Source organism: Anaerostipes sp. AF04-45 (assembly GCF_003461725.1).
Classification (GTDB): Bacteria; Bacillota; Clostridia; order Lachnospirales; family Lachnospiraceae; genus Anaerostipes; species Anaerostipes caccae.
This window is the reverse complement of record NZ_QTXQ01000008.1, coordinates 150,772-168,148: the sequence shown is the minus strand read 5'-3', so window position 1 is coordinate 168,148 and position 17,377 is coordinate 150,772. Positions and strand designations below refer to the sequence as shown.

The following is a 17,377-nucleotide window of genomic DNA, read 5'->3' as shown; positions in this document are numbered from 1 at the left end:
AGATTCAGTGAAACAGCATAAGAAAATCCAGATGTCCGAGGCTTTTCAGCTGGGTGCCGTTTTGGCAGTTGTCGGGGGATTTCTGGATGCGTACAGTTATCTTTTCAGAGGCGGAGTGTTTGCCAATGCCCAGACCGGAAATATCGTACTGCTGGGCATCAGCCTGCAAAAAGGAAAGTGGCAGGGGGGTGTCCATTACGCCATCCCTATTCTGGCCTTTGCGGCCGGAGTCATTGTGGTGGAACTCATCAAGAAGTATTTTAAACAGCATCCAAAAATCCATTGGAGACAGATCATTGTCATGATCGAAGCGGCGATGATCTGCCTGGTTGCCTTTATCCCTTCGGGAGAAGCGGATATGATCGCCAATGTGATCATTTCTTTTGTCTGTGCCATGCAGGTGGAGACCTTTCGAAAGGTACACGGAAATGCCTATGCGACGACCATGTGCACAGGAAACTTAAGAAGCGGAATGGAAATCCTGTTTAAATATTTCCAGACGAAAGACCGGGAACTGCTGAACAGGAGCCTGAAATACTTTGGGATTATTTTGTTTTTCATAGTAGGTGCGGCAGCAGGCACGGTGGCAGGAAATGTGCTTTCTCACAATGCCGTTCTGATCTGTTCTGCACTTCTTCTGGCAGTATTTTTCATGATGTTTATGGAGACAAAGAAAATTAATTGACAAAGTGTTGAATATCCAACAGATTTTTAAGGCTCACTCCTGTATACTCAAGGAACAAACTCAAATATAAGAAATTTCAGGAGGATAGAGCGATGGATAAAAAGATGTTTTGCTTTCAGTGTGAACAGACGGCAGGATGCAGCGGATGTACAGGAGCAGCAGGGGTCTGCGGGAAAGATGCAGAGACTTCAGAACTCCAGGACCGGTTGACCGGAGCTTTGATTAGCCTTGCCCGTTCCACAGAAGGGAGCCGGCCTTTGGACAGTACGGACAGGGCCATGCTGTCTGGCTTGTTTACGACAATAACCAATGTAAATTTTAACCCGGAGACGATCCGGCAGCAGATCGGCCTGGTGCACAGGGAGAAGGAAAAATTAGTGCCTTCCTGCGGGGAATGTTCCTCACCCTGCGGAAGAAACGATGACTATGTGATGAAAAAACTCTGGGAGGAGAAGGAAGACATACGGTCCTTAAAATCCCTGATCTTGTTTGGATTGAGGGGAATGGCAGCCTATGCTTATCACGCCATGGTGCTGGGCTATTCGGATCAGACGGTAAACCGGTTCTTCTATGAAGGCATGGCATCCATAGGCTACGATCTTCCCAAAGAACGGCTTTTATCACTTGCACTGAAGCTTGGAGAAGTGAATTTACAGTGTATGGAACTTCTCGATAAGGCAAACACAGAAACATTTGGGAACCCAGAGCCTGTATCCGTTCCTTTTAAGGTGGAAAAAGGACCGTTCATTGTCATAACGGGACATGATCTTTACGATCTGAAACTTTTGCTGGAGCAGACGGAAGACAAGGGGATTAATATTTATACACACGGGGAAATGCTCCCGGCCCATGCTTACCCGGAACTTAAAAAGTATCCGCATCTGAAAGGCAATTTCGGCACTGCGTGGCAGAACCAGCAGAAAGAATTTGACCATATCCCGGCTCCGGTGCTGTTTACGACCAACTGTCTGATGCCGGTAAAACCGTCCTATGCAGACAGAGTCTTTACGACGGAAGTCGTCTCCTATCCGGGAATGGTTCACATCGGTGAGGACAAAGATTTCACCCCGGTGATCGAAAAAGCGCTGGAACTGGGAGGGTATGCAGAAGACAGAGAATTTACAGGAATCAACGGCGGCAGCAGCACGGTGACCGGCTTTGGGCACAATACAGTACTGTCTGTGGCAGATACGGTCGTGGATGCGGTGAAAAAGGGCGAGATCAGTCATTTCTTCCTTGTGGGAGGCTGCGACGGGGCACACAAGGAGCGGAGTTATTACACGGAATTCGTAAAACAGACTCCGAAAGACAGCATCATCCTGACGCTGGCCTGTGGAAAGTACCGGTTCAATGATATGGACCTGGGAGAGATCAGAGGACTGCCCCGGATCATGGATATGGGACAGTGCAATGACGCATACAGTGCCGTCAAAACAGCCCAGGCTCTGGCAGAAGCCTTTTCCTGCGGGATCAACGACCTGCCGCTGACCCTGGTACTGTCATGGTATGAACAAAAGGCGGTGTGTATCTTGCTGACTCTTCTTTATCTCGGCATGAAGGATATTTATCTTGGACCGAAACTGCCGGCATTTTTATCACCGGGCGTACTGGATATGCTGGTAAAGGAATACCGGATACATCCTGTTTCAGACCCGGAAAGTGATCTGAGAGAAATACTGGGTTAATGATTCAATACTTTTTCATAGAAGGAAGATCTTTATCAAGGGATCTTCCTTCTGTTTTTTTACCAACATTTAACATGATGTTCAAATGAATTCAAACTTTCGGTGATAGACTTGGTCTTGTTCAAAGAGATGATATCGATTGAGAAAGGAATGGAAGTTTATGCTGAAATTACAAAATATAAAGAAATCCTATGACGGCACTACGGTGCTGGACGGAATATCTCTGGAGATTCCGGATGGAGAGATTGTTTCCATCCTGGGGCCGTCCGGCTGCGGAAAGACAACACTATTAAATATGATCCTCGGAATTACAGAACCGGACAGCGGAAAAATTGAGTTTAACGGAAAAGATATCACGGATTCCCCAATGGAAAAGAGGGGATTCAACATCGTGTTTCAGGATTATGCTCTGTTCCCGAACTTGAATGTATATCAAAACATTACATACGGGCTGAAAAATAAGCCGGACATTTCGTCAAAAGAGGAAGTGGACGAACTGATCGGCCTGCTTGGACTGAAGGATCATCTTCCGAAAAAGATTGAGCAGCTTTCAGGAGGACAGAAGCAGAGAGTGGCACTGGCAAGGACTTTGGTCATGAAGCCCAAAATCCTTCTCTTAGATGAGCCTTTAAGCGCACTGGACGGAGTGATTAAGGAATCCATAAAAAACAGGATCAAGACGATTGCGAAAGAATTTCATCTGACTACGGTCATCGTGACTCATGATCCCGAAGAGGCTCTGACACTTTCTGACCGGGTGCTGATCGTAAATGAAGGGCGGATTTCCCAGTACAGCGAGCCGGAACAGATCGTCAATGCGCCCCAGAATGATTTTGTGAAGAATTTTATCCTGAACCAGCTGGAGATCAAGAAGAACAATATCTTCACGCTGTTTAAAAATCAGCTGAATATACAGCCCGGAAAGGAAAGCCTTGTTTCATAAGGCGGCAGAAATGAGATGAAACATAGAAAAGAAAAAGAGATTAAAATCATATTTGCCGGGATCGCGCTGATCTTTCTTACATTTTTAGCAGTCCCGGTGGTACAGCTTCTGATGAAGTCGTTTACGACAGAAGGAGGAGGGCTTACCTTACAAAATTTTCAGTCTGTTTTTGCACGGAAAGATTTTTTGGAAATCTTGAGAAACAGCTTCGGCGTTGCGGGACTGAGCGCGGCGGTTACGACTCTGCTGGCATTTATCCTGGCTTATACGATCCACTATACAAACACACCGAACTGGATCAAGACATTTATCAAAGGAGCCGCTGTGCTGCCCATGTTTCTGCCGACGATTACCTACGGTTTTGCAATCATTTATTCTTTCGGAAAACAGGGGCTTCTGACCCGGCTGTTCGGGAAGCAGCTGTTTGAAATCTACGGAATGAAAGGTCTTTTGATGGGCTACGTCATTTATACTCTGCCTATTTCATTCATGCTGATCAATAATACGATGGGCTACATAGATAAAAAGTATATGGTTGTGTCCAGAGTGATGGGTGACAGTGCCTTTGCAAATTTCAAAATGACAGTGCTTCGTCCTCTTTTAGGAACGCTGGCTGCATCCGTGATTCAGTCTTTTTTCTTGAGTTTTACGGATTTCGGTATTCCGGCGGCAGTGGGAGGAAAGTTTAAGACCATCGCATCTCTGCTTTACAGCGAGATGCTCGGAAGCATACCGAATTTCCAAAACGGCGCGGTAGTGGCTGTCGTAATGCTTGTGCCGTCTGTCGTCAGCATTACGGTTTTAAAAATATTGGAGAAATACCAGATTAGGTATAACAAGATTTCCAAGATCGAACTGAAAAAGAACAGAGTCAGAGATGGTTTATGCGGCGGGGTCAGTATTCTTCTGATCGTCAGCGTCTTATCTGTATTTGCAGTCATTTTTGTAATTCCATTTGTGGAAGAATGGCCCTACAGGCTTAGTTTTACACTGGACAATTTCAGAAATGTCTTTGAGGACCCGAACCTTTTCAATGTCTACACAAATTCATTGTTTGTAGCAGCGGCCACGGCAGCACTCGGCACCATAGCCGCATATGGAAGCGCCCTGGTGACAGCCAGAAGCAGGATCAGTCAAAAGGCAAAAGACATCATAGAAGGAATTGCCCTGGTGACGAACACGATACCCGGAATGGTGCTGGGCCTCGCATTTTTATTCCTATTTTCAGGCACCAGTCTTCAAAATACATTTTTGCTGATTATCATCTGCAACGTGGTCCACTTTTTTTCCACGCCTTATCTGATGATGAAGAGTTCCCTGGGGAAAATGAACGCCTCATGGGAGACAACAGCGATGCTTATGGGAGACAGCTGGGCAAAAACCATTTTGAGAATTGTAACGCCCAACGCATTGAGTACGATCATCGAGGTATTCAGTTATTACTTTATCAATGCCATGGTGACGATCAGTGCGGTCATCTTCATCGCTGGGGCCAGGACAATGGTCATCACGACGAAGATCAAAGAACTGCAGTATTATAACAAATTTAACGAAGTGTTTGTGCTTTCTCTTTTAATTCTTGCGACAAATGTGATCGGTAAGTTTGCATTTACCAAACTTGCAGGAGTCACAGAGGGAGGAGCGGCTGGACAATTCTTTAAATTACATATTAGAAAAAACAAGGAGAGAAGTTTATGAGAAAGACATGGTTAAAAAGAGCATCAGTGATGTGTATGGCTGCCCTTCTGGCAGCGACCGGAGTGCTTGCCTCCGGGTGTTCCGCGAAAAAACAGGATGAGCAGGTGGTGATCTATTCCAACGCAGATGACGAAGCCGTGGAGGCTATGAAAAAAGCGCTGGACGGAAACGGATACAAAGGGAAATATATTCTTCAGACGTTTGGAACCTCAGAACTGGGAGGAAAGCTGATCGCAGAGGGCAAAAATATAGAGGCCGATATGGTGACGATGAGCACCTTCTATATTGAGAGTGCCCAGAAGAAAAACAAGATGTTTGCGGATCTTGGTTTCGACAGGAACTTAAAGAAAGAATCTGATTTTCAGAAGTATGAGTCACCAATCACGGCACAGGAAGGAACATTGATCCTGAACACGGAAGTAATGAAGGAGAAGAAACTTCCGAAACCGAAATCCATCAAAGACCTGGCAAAGCCCGTGTATAAAGGATCTATTTCCGTGACGGATATCAAAGCATCTTCCACCGCATGGCTTTTGATCCAGGGCCTTGTGTCTGAATATGGGGAGAAAGAAGCAAAAAGCATCCTCCACGACATTTACCAGAATGCAGGAGACCACATCGAAGATTCAGGCTCCGCTCCGATCAAGAAGGTCCGGGCAGGGGAAGTGGCCATTGGATTTGGTTTAAGACAGCAGGCGGTGGCAGACAAAAAGGACGGTCTTCCGATTGATTATGTAGACCCGAAAGAAGGAAATTTTTCTCTGACAGAGTGTGTTTCCGTAGTGGACAAAAAAGACAGCGGCAAGAAAAAGCTTGCCCTTGAGATGGCAGAATGCATCATCAAAAAGGGAAGAACAGACTTGATTAAGACGTATCCGATTCCGATTTATAACGGCGAGGACGAATCGAGTGAAAACAAATCCGGAAACCCAAAAGTATTTAAAGAAAAACTGACTTTGGATCTTCTGGAAAAACATCAGGAATTATCAGAAAGCGCAAAATAAGAGAAAGGTAGAAAGATGAACCACTATAAGTTATTAACCCCCGGTCCGCTTACAACCACGGACACTGTAAAACAAGAGATGCTTTTTGATCACTGTACCTGGGATGAAGATTATAAAAACATCACCCAGACGATAAGGAAACAGCTGCTTTCCCTTGCTCACGTGTCAGAGGACGACTATACGGCCGTCCTCATGCAGGGCAGCGGGACCTTTGGTGTAGAATCCGTGATCACCAGCGTGATAAATGAAAACGGAAAGCTTTTGATCATTGCTAACGGTGCATATGGGGAGCGTATGGCGGACATTGCAGAGCATGCGGGGATACCTTATGAAATTTATCGGGAAGATTATAGAAAAGTTCCCCAGGCAGCAGTTGTTGAAAAGATACTGAGAGAAGATCCTGCAATCACTCATGCGGCTATGGTGCACAGTGAGACGACTTCCGGCATTCTCAATGATATTGAGGCCATTGCTTCTGTGGTGAAGGAATACAATAAGACGTTAATCGTCGATGCTATGAGCAGTTTTGGAGGCGTGGACATTGAAGTCGGACAATTAGGCATTGATTTTCTCATAAGCAGCGCAAATAAATGTATTCAGGGTGTTCCGGGCTTTTCTTTTATCATCGCCGATAAAAAGAAGCTGTCAGACAGTAAAGGAAACGCCAGAAGCCTGTCCCTGGACTTATATGACCAGTGGGAAACGATGGAGAAGGACGGAAAATGGAGATTTACCTCCCCTACTCATACGGTCCTTGCCTTTGCAAAAGCGCTTAAAGAACTGGAAGCAGAAGGCGGAATTGCAAAAAGGGCGGCCCGCTACCGGGAAAACAACCGCATTTTGATCGAACGGTTTCAGTCTATGGGTATGCAGCCTTATATTGACGGCGCGCATCAGGGACCGGTCATCACTACGTTTTTGTATCCGGCAGATACAGATTTTACGTTCAGTGAGATGTATCATTATATCAAAGAGCGCGGGTATGCGATCTATCCGGGGAAGGTGACGGAAGCCGAGACATTCCGCATCGGCACCATTGGAGAAATATACCCGGAGGATATTGAGAAACTCTCAGAAATCATGGAGCAATTTTTAAAGGAGAAGAAACAATGAGCAGATGTATAGAAGCCGTTATTTTTGACTGGGCAGGTACAACGGTAGATTATGGGTGTTTTGCACCGGTGCAGGCTTTCGTGGAAGTATTTAAACATTTTGGAATCGAACCGACCATGGATGAGGTGAGAGAACCTATGGGAATGCTGAAGATCGATCACATCAGGACGATGCTTTCCATGCCGCGGATTCACGATCTGTGGGTGAAGGAACATGGAACGGAACCTTCCGAGGATCACGTACTTCAGATGTATGACTTATTTGAGTCCAAACTTATGAGCATTTTAGACCGGTTTACAACGCTCAAGCCGTATGTGCCGGAAACGGTGGAGTTTCTCAGGGAGAAAAACATTAAGATCGGCTCCACGACCGGATATACGGATGCTATGATGGAAGTCGTGACAAAAGGTGCAAAGGAACAGGGATATGAGCCTGACGCATGGTTTTCACCGGATTCCACAGAAGGAATCGGGCGGCCTTATCCATATATGATATTTAAAAATCTGGAAGCTTTGAAGGTTTCCACGGTAAAAAATGTGGTGAAGATCGGAGATACGGTTTCCGATATCAAAGAAGCACGGCATGCGGGTGTCATTTCTGTGGGTGTGGTGGAAGGAAGCTCAGAGATGGGACTGACCAAAGAGGAATACGAAAATATGACAGATTCACAGAAGGAAACTGTGTGCAGAAAAGTAAAGGAAACCTTTAAAAATGCCGGTGCCCATTATGTAATACAAAATTTGTCCGGATTAGAGGAGCTGCTGAAAAAACTGACTCAATAAAGGTCTTTATGTTTTCGATAAGATTGCATATAATATAGAAATATGAAATAATAAGTCATATCATTTAAGATATGGCTTATTTAGTTTTAACAAAAAGCAATTAAGGAGTGGGATATATGGAAGCTTTAAAGTGGGCGGCCGGAGGTACGGGATTTACATTTTTGATGACAGCCCTCGGCGCAGCCACTGTTTTTTTCTTAAAGAAAGACATGCAGGAAAATATGCAGAGGGTCTTTTTGGGATTTGCCGCAGGTGTCATGATCGCAGCGTCTGTATGGTCCCTTCTCATCCCTGCTATCGAAGAGGCAGAAGCCAATGGGCAGATCGGCTGGATACCGGCTGCCGGAGGCTTTATCCTCGGAGGAGTCTTCCTTCTTTTGATGGACCGGCTGATGCCGCATCTGCATCTGGGGGAGAAACATCCGGAGGGACTTTCTTCCTCGTTTAAAAGGACGACTCTGCTCGTCCTCGCCGTTACCTTACACAACATTCCGGAGGGAATGGCCGTGGGTGTAGCTTTCGCCGTGGCGAGCGGGCACGGAGGCGTGGGATTCAGCGGTGCTGTCGCCCTGGCCATCGGGATCGGGATTCAGAATTTTCCGGAAGGGGCGGCAATTTCTCTTCCGCTGAGGAGAGAAGGCTTATCCAAAGGAAAGGCTTTTGTGTTCGGGGCACTGTCCGGCGCGGTGGAATTTGTGTTCGGTGTGCTGGCCGTGCTGGCGGCAGAAGGACTTGGAACTTATATGCCGTGGCTTTTGTCTTTTGCCGCAGGAGCTATGATTTATGTAGTAGTGGAAGAACTCATCCCTGAGGCACATCTTGGGGAACACTCTCACACCGGAACCCTGGGTGTCATGGTTGGATTCCTGATCATGATGGTACTGGATGTAGCCTTGGGATAGCTGGAGCACAGCTGCTTTGGGGTTCGGCTCAGAGAGCGAAAACAGGCGTGAAATATTTATCTCACGCCTGTTTTTTCATCCTCTATATCAATATCAATGGTGTCTTTAAACACCTGTTCAACCAGACAGCAGTACTCGTTGTATTCATGATAATCAGAAAACTCTTTAAAACACTCGATCATGCTTTTGTAATACCAGCCCTGCATATTCTTATCTTTCATATTAAAGCGCTGCCACAGCTCGTCTCCCAGAAGCTTGTAGTCCCTGGCCAGAGAACGGACGTTGGCTAGCTTGTCCCCAAGGGCAATGACTTTGGCAGGACGTTTTGCACGGTGTTTTAAAAAATCCACTGTATGACGTTTTCTTTCAATCCAGGATCTGCTCTTATCTTCACTTTCCATCAGAACATAATCCGCTACTTTATCCCCAAATTCCCGGCGTATATCCTCTCCTGTTACATCTCTGCAGTCTTCGATGACATCGTGGAGGACCGCAGCGCACATCATATCTTCATCCGGCGTGATGCCGGCAACGATCGAGGCGACTTCCAGTGGATGGATCATGAACGGGATATCGGTTCCCTTTCGCTTCTGGCCGGAATGGGCTTTCGTTGCAAAGATAATGGCTTTTTCAAACATGGGTTTCTCCTTTTTTGCGGACATTTCTACATACTTATCATAAATCATTTTTATGATGCGGTCAATGAAGGAATTCTATACTTTGGTGCTTTAAAGTGACGGTGTGTTGACTTTTCCCTATCGCCACGGTAAAATGAACCATATCAATCAACACAAGGAGAGCGATCTATATGTCAACAGAGACGAATTTTACAATCGGATTTATCGGGCTTGGACTCATCGGCGGTTCCATTGCCAAAAATGTACGCCGTGTATTCCCGAATTATACGGTGATCGGATATGATACGGACAAAGAAGCACTGAAAAAGGCTGTGGAGGAAGGGGTTCTCGACCGTCCGGCGGCGGAACTTAACAGAGATTTTTCCGAATGCAGCTACATTTTTCTATGTGCGCCGGTGCAGCATAACCTCCAGTTTTTAGAGCAGCTGAAGCCAAATCTGAAAGAGGGATGCATCGTGACCGATGTAGGCAGCGTAAAAGGCGGGATTCATAAAAAAGTAAAAGAACTGGACATGGAGGCCTGTTTTATCGGTGGACATCCTATGGTAGGTTCGGAAAAAGCCGGATTTTCTTATAGCTCTGACCGTTTGATTGAAAATGCCTATTATTTTATAACGCCGACAGAGAAAGTAAATGCAGAAAAGGTGAAAGAATTTACATCTTTCATAGAAGAACTGGGTGCACTGACAATCCTTCTGGACGCAAAACGCCATGATGCTTTTACCGCTGCGATCAGTCATGTCCCGCATATTATGGCGGCAGAACTGGTACATACGGTGAAAAATATGGACACCGAAGACGGCATCTTAAAACAGCTGGCAGCCGGCGGCTTTAAGGATATCACAAGGATTGCATCATCCTCTCCCGTTGTCTGGGAGCAGATCAGTCTTTCCAATAAGGAAAATATAAAAGAGCTTTTAGTGCAGATCAAAGACAGCATTTCCGAAATGATCCATGCGCTGGACAGAGACGACCACAGTTATCTGAACGAGTATTTTAAAGAGGCAGGAGAGTACCGGGAGACCGTTCCGGACAGTGCTGTGGGACTGATGGAAAAATCTTATGAGATATTTGTAGATATTCCGGATGAGCCGGGAACCTTGTCTACGACTACGACTTTGCTGGCGCTTAATAATATCAGTATTAAAAATATCGGAATCATCCATAACCGGGAGTTTGAAGAGGGTGTCTTAAAGATTATGCTCTACGATGATGTCTCTGCCAAACGCGCCAGAGAGATACTGCAGGATAAAAATTACAGTGTATATGAAAGGAACTAGAAATGAAACTTAAGAAAGTAGAAGGACTAAAAGGCACGATATCCATACCCGGAGATAAATCCATCAGCCACAGGGCAGTCATGTTCGGGTCTCTGGCAAAGGGAACGACACATATCACAAACTTTTTATCCGGTGCGGACTGCCTGGCTACCATAGACTGTTTCCGGGCAATGGGAGTCAGGATAGAACAGGAAGGCACAGTGGTTACGGTACACGGCAACGGCCTCCGTGGACTTAAAAAACCTGAGAAACAGCTGGATGTGGGAAACAGCGGGACGACGACCCGGCTGATCTCCGGGATTCTGAGCGGACAGGATTTTGAAGTTACACTTTCAGGCGATGCATCTTTAAACAAACGCCCCATGGGGCGCATCATGAAGCCGCTCTCCATGATGGGAGCGGAGATTGAGAGTGTCAATGGAGACGGATGTGCTCCGCTTAAAATAACCGGAAAACCATTGAAGGCAGTCCGCTATGAATCGCCGGTGGCCTCCGCACAGGTAAAATCCGCAGTTCTTCTTGCGGGACTCTATGCGGACGGCAGAACGAGTGTCACAGAGCCTGCCTTGTCCAGAAACCATACGGAACTGATGCTTGAGTCTTTCGGAGTTCAGGTATTGACTGAGGGTACGACGGCATCGGTGATACCGCCGAAAGAGATGACGGCCACGGATATTGCAGTGCCGGGGGATATTTCATCTGCAGCGTTTTTCATTGCCGCGGGACTTGTGACTCCGGATTCTTGTATTACCTTGAAACAGGTCGGTATTAACCCGACCAGGAACGGCATCATCAAAGTCTGTGAAGCTATGGGGGCAGATCTTACGATGTCCAATGTAAAAGACGATAACGGGGAACCGACCGCAGATATTACAGTAAAAACAAGCAGGCTGAAAGGCACGGAGATCGGCGGAGAGCTGATTCCCACACTGATTGATGAGATTCCTGTTATTGCGCTGATGGCGGCATTTGCGGAGGGAGAGACCGTGATTAAAGATGCGGCAGAACTAAAAGTGAAAGAATCCAACAGAATTGATCTGACCGTAGACAATCTGGTAAAAATGGGAGTGGACGCCGAGGCAACCGATGACGGAATGATCATCCGCGGCGGAAATCCTCTGAAAGGAGTGTCTGTTTACTGCAAGTATGATCACCGGATCGCTATGACATTTTCCATTGCGGGAATCAATGCAGAGGGAACGACAGTGATTGAAGATGCAGAGTGTGTGGACGTGTCATATCCCAACTTCTATGAACAGTTACATATGCTCGCCGGACAATAGGATTCTTCCATTGACAAGCTGGAAAATTCTTCATACAATGGAGACAGCAGTGACAGAAAATTGACAGAATCAATATAGTGGGAAGGGAAGGATCACAGAGTATGAAAGAATCAAGGGTGAAGATCCTGCGACTGACTGCGTGGCTGATTGCCAGCGCCATGTTTGTCAGCTTAAGCAGTGAGGCAGTGGTGCGGGCTGCCCAGAGAAGAAATCAGATCGCAAAGGTACAGCCAAAGACTGCTGTGACAGCGACAGAACAGAAGGTAAAGACAACAAAAGCATCAGAAGAATATAAGGCTTTCTGGTTCTCGTTTTATGATTATGATGAATATCGTGACGCCTATAAAAAGAATAACGCATCAAATTTTAAAAAATATTTTACGAAAGTTGTAAATAAAGGAAAGAGCCTTGGCATGAACCGCGTGATCGTGCAGGTAAGACCGTTCGGCGACGCTATTTACAAGTCCAAGTACTTCCCATGGTCCAAATATATCTCAGGAAAACAGGGCAGAAGTCCGGGATATGATCCGCTGAAGATCATGGTATCCGTGGCACATTCCAAGGGGATGGCGATTGAAGCATGGGTAAATCCTTACAGGGTGACTAAGGGCAGCACCAATTACAAAAAGCTGTCAAAGAACAATCCGGCCCGCAAGTGGAATGCGAAAAAGTCTACGCGCAGGAATGTATTATCATATGGGGGAAGCCTTTATTACAATCCATCAAAAAAAGCTGTACAGAACCTGATCGTGAACGGGGCAAAGGAGATCGTCCAGAAGTATGATGTGGACGGCATCCATATGGATGACTATTTCTATCCGAGTTTTACAAAGAAAAATGTGAAGAAAACATTCGATGCTAAAGAATATAACAAGTCTTCCTACAAAAAAAAGAAAAAAAGCATTTATACATACCGAAGGGCTCAGGTCAATAATCTGGTCAAGAGAATGAAAAAGACGATCAAAAGTGTGGATCCGAACGTGACCTATGGCATCAGTCCTGCAGGAAACATTGACAATCTGACCAGCAAGTATTCTTATTATGTAGATATTTATAAGTGGCTGAACTCCACGGCTTATGTGGATTATATCTGCCCGCAGATCTACTGGGGATTCAAACACCCAACGGCTGCATTTGACAAAGTGACGAGACGATGGGTAAAGGCTGCAAAGAAGAAAAAAGTGAAACTCTATCTTGGGATCGGAGTCTACCGGGCAGGTCATAATGCGGGTCAGGACCGGGCAGAGAGAAAAGAATGGAAGAGTGACACGAAGGTGCTGAAAAAACAGGTGCAGTATGGACGCAAGTACAAAGTGGACGGATTCGCATTCTTTGACTACCAGGACCTTAAGAGTAAGACCAGCCGGAAAGCAGTAAACCAGCTGAAGACAGTTTTAAAGTAAAGAAAAATTTAAAGAGATTATTCAGAAATATAGAATTCTGAATAATCTCTTTTTTGTTTCATAGGAAAGTTCTACGATCTTCCCTATGAAATAAAAACACTCCGCGTCCGGTCTTTCTTACAGAGATCAAAGGTGCTGCTTTTTCTGCCTTTTGGAAATAACAGAATCAATGAGACCATATTTCAGTGCTTCTTCGGCACTCATAAAATGATCCCTGTCAGTATCTCTTTCAATTTCTTCGATGCTGCGCCCTGTATTTTCAGCTAATATTCTGTTTAATCTTTGTTTGTTCTTTTGCATATAATCAGACATTATTTTTATATCGCTGGCTGGCCCCTGGATACCATTGCCATGTATAGCCGGCTGATGTATCATAATTTCAGCATTGGGCAACGCCACTCGCTTGCCCTGTGTGCCTCCGGCTAATAAAAACGCTCCAAAACTTGCAGCTAAACCAACGCATATCGTGGCAACATCACATTGAATATATTTCATGGTGTCATAGATTGCAAAGCCGGCAGTTACGGAACCTCCCGGACTGTTAATATAGAGTTGAATATCTCTGCCTGGGTCCTGGGCTTCCAGGAAGAGCATTTGTGCTACAATTAAACTGGCAGAAATATCACTTACCTCTTCACCCAGAAAAATAATTCTGTCTGACAGCAAACGTGAGAAAATATCATAGCTTCGTTCTCCCTGGTTCGTTTTCTCAATGACATAAGGAATTGTACTCATGCGGCCAGTTCCTTTTCTTTAACCCTGCGGATAAATCTAATATTTTGTGTATAATAGAAATTTCCACGCAAGGAGATTCTGTTTTGCTTTGGCACAAAAACCTCCATATTTCTATAAATTTTGGGCGGGTATACATATAACTGCTTAAAAGCAAGTGAAAATGCCTGCTGAGAGTCATATCCGGCTTCATAAGCAATTTCTGTAATAGGCTCGTTTGTTTTTATCAGTTTTTCCGCAGCAATGGTAAGCCTGCGGCTTTGCAGGTATTTATAAATGGTAATTCCGGTACGTTCAGAAAATATGCGATTCAGATAAAATTTTGAGTAACCGACATTTTTGGCAATTATATCTACACTAATTTCTCTTTTGATATTATCCTCAATGTAATTCACGACTTTTTCTACAATCTCTTTTTGCTGTTTCATAGTTTCACCTCCTTCCATCATTATAATTAGTATGAGTTTCCGTGTCTTAATAAAAAATGCTGTTTTACTGCCCGCTTTACTTTTTCATGATATGTCACAAGTCTGCAACAATCATCTCTTTCGCACTGTTTTGAATACTTTTGGCATCCTCAGCCAAAATATTGGAATCTGTGATCAGCAGGTCAACGTCACGGACCGGATTTCCCTGGAATGCTTTGTGAAGACCGATCTTTGAAGAATCCAGCATAAGAATCTTTAACCCTTCCATCTCACAAATAATCCTTATAGTGCTCATCTGAATCTCATTTGCACATTGGATCTCATGATTATGGTGGTTGTGAAGACCAAGAGCAGAAAAGAAAATTTTTTCCGGATAGATCCTTTTCATATTTTCAAGTGTCAGGTTGCCGGTCAGTGAATAGTTGGAGGTGGACACCTCTCCTTCAAGGGCATAAATATGTGTCACGTTGGAACGGGGGCCATAATGAATGATCGCCAGATTAGGGGTGAAAACCGTGACATTCTTTGCGGTGATCTCCTTGTAAAGGAGAAAACAGGTAGAACCTGTATCCAGATAGATTGTGTCATTGTCATGGACCTGCATTGCGGCACGGCGCACAATCGCAGTTTTTTCTTTTTCATTGAGCTTTTCCCGAATATTAAATTTTGTGATCCGGTCATCGGAAAGCGCGCGGGCTCCGCCGTGGATCCGCTCAATCAGTCCCTGTTCATCTAAAATGGACAGATCACGAATGATCGTTGATTTTGAGACATTAAAATCGCTCATCAGCTGGGGGATTGGAACATACTCATAAGTTTTAATATAAGATAACAATTCATTCAGTCTTTTTTCTCTTTTGGCCATAGTCTTTCCTTTCTGTACAGAACACAACTCTAATGGGACATCATATTTCTTTCTACCATAATACTGAAATGACACAAAGATGTCAATATTTTATCCGAAATTGAAATAAATAAATCAAAAATATGAATTTTATAGATAAAAAGGTTGACAAAAGAGGAAAACAGGATTAATATTGAATCAAACGAATCAATAAAACGACAAAAAAGAATCATAAATCTCAATAAGTAAACAAAAAATGAAATAAAAGTATCAAAATGTAAGGAGGTGAAGTTATGGGAAGAGAGATCAGAGCGATGGTAGCATGCGGAAGCGGTATTGCGACTTCGACGGTTGCGGCAAATGCAGTCCATGAAATATTTCAGGAACTTGGGATTGATGTAAAAATCATAAAAGGTACGGTTCCGGAAATATCTGAAAAAGCAGATGAGATGGATATTGTGTTTGTGACAAATTGCTATAGAGAAGAAATTTCGTGTCCGGTAGTCAATGTTACAGCTTTTCTGACCGGAATAAAAAAAGACAAAAAGATTGCAGAGATTAAAGATGTCATTACAGGTCTGAATGAAAAGATTAATGGATAGTGTGGGAAAACAAAGGAGGATTATATGGAACTGATCAATACGATAGTAAAATTTATTTCGGATGTAGGAGCTTCCGCCATGCTGCCGTTTGTCATAGCAGTGCTGGGTCTTTACTTTAGGATAGGAGTAAAGAAAGCAGTCAGAAACGGATTAATGGTAGGGATTGGATTTCTTGGAATTAACACGGCACTGGGAATCCTTACCGGAGCGATGGGGAACATCTCCGGATATTATCAGAATCTTGGGAGCGGATTTACCGTCATCGACGGCGGATGGCCGGCGCTCGGAGCGGCAGGATGGTCAACACCCTTTGCGATGCTGGTGATTCCGCTGGGATTTATATTAAATTTTATTCTGGTGAGATTCCGGTTTACAAAAACATTAAACGTGGACTTGTGGAATTACTGGCATTTTTTGATCACCGCGTGTATGGTTTATTATCCGATGAGACTCGGAGGAGCTTCCGTTATTACCGCGGGAATTGCGGGAACGATTGCGGCTCTTGTCTGTTCGGTCATCGTGCTGAAGGTGGCAGATGCCACCGCAGAAAGCTGGCAGGACTATTTCGGACAGGAGGGAACGGCCGTTACCACCCAATTTGCTATGGTAACGGCTTACCCGATCGCTAAAATGACAAACTGGGTCCTGGACAGAATTCCTGGAATCAAAGATACGAAATTTGATCTAAAGACCCTCAGTAAGAGATTAGGAATTTTCGGAGATACGTCGGTTATGAGTTTTGTGATCGGTATCATCCTTTGTATTATTACAAAACAGTCTGCGGCAAATACTTTGACCATAAGCATTTCCATTGCAGCAGCCATTGTATTGCTTCCAAAGATGGTATCTGTTTTGTTGGAAGGATTGGGACCTATCGGACAGGCTGCCTCTGAATTTATGCAGAAAAAGCTTGGAGACGAATACGACATTAATATCGGTATGGACGTGGCACTGGGGCTTGGTGATACCTGCGCTATCCAGACAGCTGTCATCATGATACCGATTACGATAGCATTGGGATTTATCGTTCCGGGAGTGAATTTCTTTCCCATTGGCCTTGTAGGCGGCATGGTTTACACGACGACCGTTTCTTCATGGGCATCCAAAGGTAATGTACTGAAGACACTGATCTCAGCAATTATGGTTACTGTATATGAGCTGATTGCCATGAGCTTTATGGCAGGGCTTACAACACTGGTAGTAAAGGCGGCCGGGACTATGGACCTGTCCGGCGGAGCACAGGTGGTTGGTACAGTCTGCGATACCATTTACAACGTGATCATCGCGATCATTGCAAAGTTTGCAGGGTTGATCTAGGTAGTATTTATTTATTGCATGCAGATAAATATTTCAAA

At 44.7% G+C, this 17,377-nt stretch carries 17 protein-coding genes; 13 read left to right on the top strand and 4 right to left on the bottom strand.

The genetic code is table 11. The features are described from left to right. The first annotated feature begins 7 nt into the window (after window positions 1-7). The 8 genes from DWV34_RS13165 (at window position 8) to DWV34_RS13130 (ending at window position 8,812) form a co-directional block, all read left to right on the top strand. Window positions 8-685: a YoaK family protein gene (locus DWV34_RS13165; RefSeq protein WP_009288828.1), complete on the top strand. Its 678-nt coding sequence runs from the start codon at window positions 8-10 to the stop codon at window positions 683-685. Window positions 686-777: 92 nt separating this feature from the next. Further along, window positions 778-2,370: a hydroxylamine reductase gene (hcp, locus tag DWV34_RS13160; protein ID WP_022261140.1), complete on the top strand. Its 1,593-nt coding sequence runs from the start codon at window positions 778-780 to the stop codon at window positions 2,368-2,370. A 160-nt stretch (window positions 2,371-2,530) separates the two neighbouring features. Beyond that, window positions 2,531-3,313, top strand: a complete 783-nt coding sequence (locus tag DWV34_RS13155; protein WP_006568764.1) for an ABC transporter ATP-binding protein — start codon at window positions 2,531-2,533, stop codon at window positions 3,311-3,313. Between the two features lie 15 nt (window positions 3,314-3,328). Next, window positions 3,329-5,011 carry an ABC transporter permease subunit gene (locus DWV34_RS13150; protein ID WP_009288825.1) on the top strand — a complete coding sequence of 561 codons (1,683 nt, stop codon included), beginning with the start codon at window positions 3,329-3,331 and terminating at the stop codon, window positions 5,009-5,011. Beyond that, window positions 5,008-6,015: an extracellular solute-binding protein gene (locus DWV34_RS13145; RefSeq protein WP_022261139.1), complete on the top strand. Its 1,008-nt coding sequence runs from the start codon at window positions 5,008-5,010 to the stop codon at window positions 6,013-6,015. Before DWV34_RS13150 ends, DWV34_RS13145 begins: the two co-directional genes overlap by 4 nt. 15 nt (window positions 6,016-6,030) lie before the next feature. Further along, window positions 6,031-7,128, top strand: a complete 1,098-nt coding sequence (gene phnW / locus DWV34_RS13140) for a 2-aminoethylphosphonate--pyruvate transaminase (protein WP_009288823.1) — start codon at window positions 6,031-6,033, stop codon at window positions 7,126-7,128. After that, window positions 7,125-7,910, top strand: coding sequence for a phosphonoacetaldehyde hydrolase (gene phnX, locus DWV34_RS13135; RefSeq protein WP_009288822.1), 786 nt, complete (start codon window positions 7,125-7,127; stop codon window positions 7,908-7,910). The genes phnW and phnX overlap by 4 nt, the downstream gene beginning before the upstream one ends. Window positions 7,911-8,026: 116 nt before the next feature. Further along, window positions 8,027-8,812: a ZIP family metal transporter gene (locus tag DWV34_RS13130; RefSeq protein ID WP_022261138.1), complete on the top strand. Its 786-nt coding sequence runs from the start codon at window positions 8,027-8,029 to the stop codon at window positions 8,810-8,812. 56 nt (window positions 8,813-8,868) lie between these two features. On the opposite strand, the gene DWV34_RS13125 is transcribed toward DWV34_RS13130, so the two are convergent. After that, window positions 8,869-9,450 carry an HD domain-containing protein gene (locus tag DWV34_RS13125; RefSeq protein WP_009288820.1) on the bottom strand — a complete coding sequence of 194 codons (582 nt, stop codon included), beginning with the start codon at window positions 9,448-9,450 and terminating at the stop codon, window positions 8,869-8,871. A 170-nt stretch (window positions 9,451-9,620) separates the two neighbouring features. Here DWV34_RS13125 and DWV34_RS13120 point away from each other — a divergent pair, with 170 nt between their 5' ends. The 3 genes from DWV34_RS13120 to DWV34_RS13110 all read left to right on the top strand — a co-directional run bounded on the left by DWV34_RS13120 (window position 9,621) and on the right by DWV34_RS13110 (window position 13,416). After that, the gene (locus DWV34_RS13120) at window positions 9,621-10,730 is read left to right on the top strand and encodes a prephenate dehydrogenase (protein WP_009288819.1); all 1,110 of its coding nucleotides are present in this window, start codon (window positions 9,621-9,623) and stop codon (window positions 10,728-10,730) included. A gap of 2 nt (window positions 10,731-10,732) precedes the next feature. Next, window positions 10,733-12,013 (top strand): 3-phosphoshikimate 1-carboxyvinyltransferase, encoded by a 1,281-nt coding sequence (gene aroA / locus DWV34_RS13115; protein WP_118476443.1) that lies wholly within the window; start codon window positions 10,733-10,735, stop codon window positions 12,011-12,013. 101 nt (window positions 12,014-12,114) lie between these two features. Then, window positions 12,115-13,416: a glycoside hydrolase family 10 protein gene (locus tag DWV34_RS13110; protein WP_118476462.1), complete on the top strand. Its 1,302-nt coding sequence runs from the start codon at window positions 12,115-12,117 to the stop codon at window positions 13,414-13,416. A 126-nt stretch (window positions 13,417-13,542) separates the two neighbouring features. Here the strand turns inward: DWV34_RS13110 and DWV34_RS13105 are convergent, their stop codons facing one another. The 3 genes from DWV34_RS13105 to DWV34_RS13095 all read right to left on the bottom strand — a co-directional run bounded on the left by DWV34_RS13105 (window position 13,543) and on the right by DWV34_RS13095 (window position 15,441). Further along, window positions 13,543-14,151: an ATP-dependent Clp protease proteolytic subunit gene (locus DWV34_RS13105; protein WP_118476441.1), complete on the bottom strand. Its 609-nt coding sequence runs from the start codon at window positions 14,149-14,151 to the stop codon at window positions 13,543-13,545. Beyond that, on the bottom strand, window positions 14,148-14,576 hold the full coding sequence (locus DWV34_RS13100) for a helix-turn-helix domain-containing protein (RefSeq protein WP_118476439.1): 429 nt from the start codon (window positions 14,574-14,576) through the stop codon (window positions 14,148-14,150). Before DWV34_RS13100 ends, DWV34_RS13105 begins: the two co-directional genes overlap by 4 nt. A gap of 94 nt (window positions 14,577-14,670) precedes the next feature. Then, window positions 14,671-15,441, bottom strand: a complete 771-nt coding sequence (locus DWV34_RS13095) for a DeoR/GlpR family DNA-binding transcription regulator (RefSeq protein ID WP_009288814.1) — start codon at window positions 15,439-15,441, stop codon at window positions 14,671-14,673. Between the two features lie 272 nt (window positions 15,442-15,713). Between DWV34_RS13095 and DWV34_RS13085 the strand changes: the two genes are divergently transcribed. Both DWV34_RS13085 and DWV34_RS13080 read left to right on the top strand, forming a co-directional pair. Next, a complete protein-coding gene (locus DWV34_RS13085) occupies window positions 15,714-16,022 on the top strand; it encodes a PTS sugar transporter subunit IIB (protein WP_022261136.1) in 309 nt (102 codons plus the stop codon). A 24-nt stretch (window positions 16,023-16,046) separates the two neighbouring features. After that, entirely contained in the window at window positions 16,047-17,339 is a 1,293-nt protein-coding gene (locus DWV34_RS13080) for a PTS transporter subunit IIC (RefSeq protein WP_006568779.1), read from the top strand. Window positions 17,340-17,377: the final 38 nt, after the last annotated feature.

Excerpts from the sequence above, each read along its gene's own strand:
- hcp (WP_022261140.1), top strand. The coding sequence starts at position 778 with ATGGATAAAAAGATGTTTTGCTTTCAGTGTGAACAGACGGCAGGATGC.
- DWV34_RS13155 (WP_006568764.1), top strand. The coding sequence starts at position 2,531 with ATGCTGAAATTACAAAATATAAAGAAATCCTATGACGGCACTACGGTG.
- DWV34_RS13150 (WP_009288825.1), top strand. The coding sequence starts at position 3,329 with ATGAAACATAGAAAAGAAAAAGAGATTAAAATCATATTTGCCGGGATC.
- DWV34_RS13145 (WP_022261139.1), top strand. The coding sequence starts at position 5,008 with ATGAGAAAGACATGGTTAAAAAGAGCATCAGTGATGTGTATGGCTGCC.
- phnW (WP_009288823.1), top strand. The coding sequence starts at position 6,031 with ATGAACCACTATAAGTTATTAACCCCCGGTCCGCTTACAACCACGGAC.
- phnX (WP_009288822.1), top strand. The coding sequence starts at position 7,125 with ATGAGCAGATGTATAGAAGCCGTTATTTTTGACTGGGCAGGTACAACG.
- DWV34_RS13130 (WP_022261138.1), top strand. The coding sequence starts at position 8,027 with ATGGAAGCTTTAAAGTGGGCGGCCGGAGGTACGGGATTTACATTTTTG.
- DWV34_RS13125 (WP_009288820.1), bottom strand. The coding sequence starts at position 9,450 with ATGTTTGAAAAAGCCATTATCTTTGCAACGAAAGCCCATTCCGGCCAG.
- DWV34_RS13120 (WP_009288819.1), top strand. The coding sequence starts at position 9,621 with ATGTCAACAGAGACGAATTTTACAATCGGATTTATCGGGCTTGGACTC.
- aroA (WP_118476443.1), top strand. The coding sequence starts at position 10,733 with ATGAAACTTAAGAAAGTAGAAGGACTAAAAGGCACGATATCCATACCC.
- DWV34_RS13110 (WP_118476462.1), top strand. The coding sequence starts at position 12,115 with ATGAAAGAATCAAGGGTGAAGATCCTGCGACTGACTGCGTGGCTGATT.
- DWV34_RS13105 (WP_118476441.1), bottom strand. The coding sequence starts at position 14,151 with ATGAGTACAATTCCTTATGTCATTGAGAAAACGAACCAGGGAGAACGA.
- DWV34_RS13100 (WP_118476439.1), bottom strand. The coding sequence starts at position 14,576 with ATGAAACAGCAAAAAGAGATTGTAGAAAAAGTCGTGAATTACATTGAG.
- DWV34_RS13095 (WP_009288814.1), bottom strand. The coding sequence starts at position 15,441 with ATGGCCAAAAGAGAAAAAAGACTGAATGAATTGTTATCTTATATTAAA.
- DWV34_RS13085 (WP_022261136.1), top strand. The coding sequence starts at position 15,714 with ATGGGAAGAGAGATCAGAGCGATGGTAGCATGCGGAAGCGGTATTGCG.
- DWV34_RS13080 (WP_006568779.1), top strand. The coding sequence starts at position 16,047 with ATGGAACTGATCAATACGATAGTAAAATTTATTTCGGATGTAGGAGCT.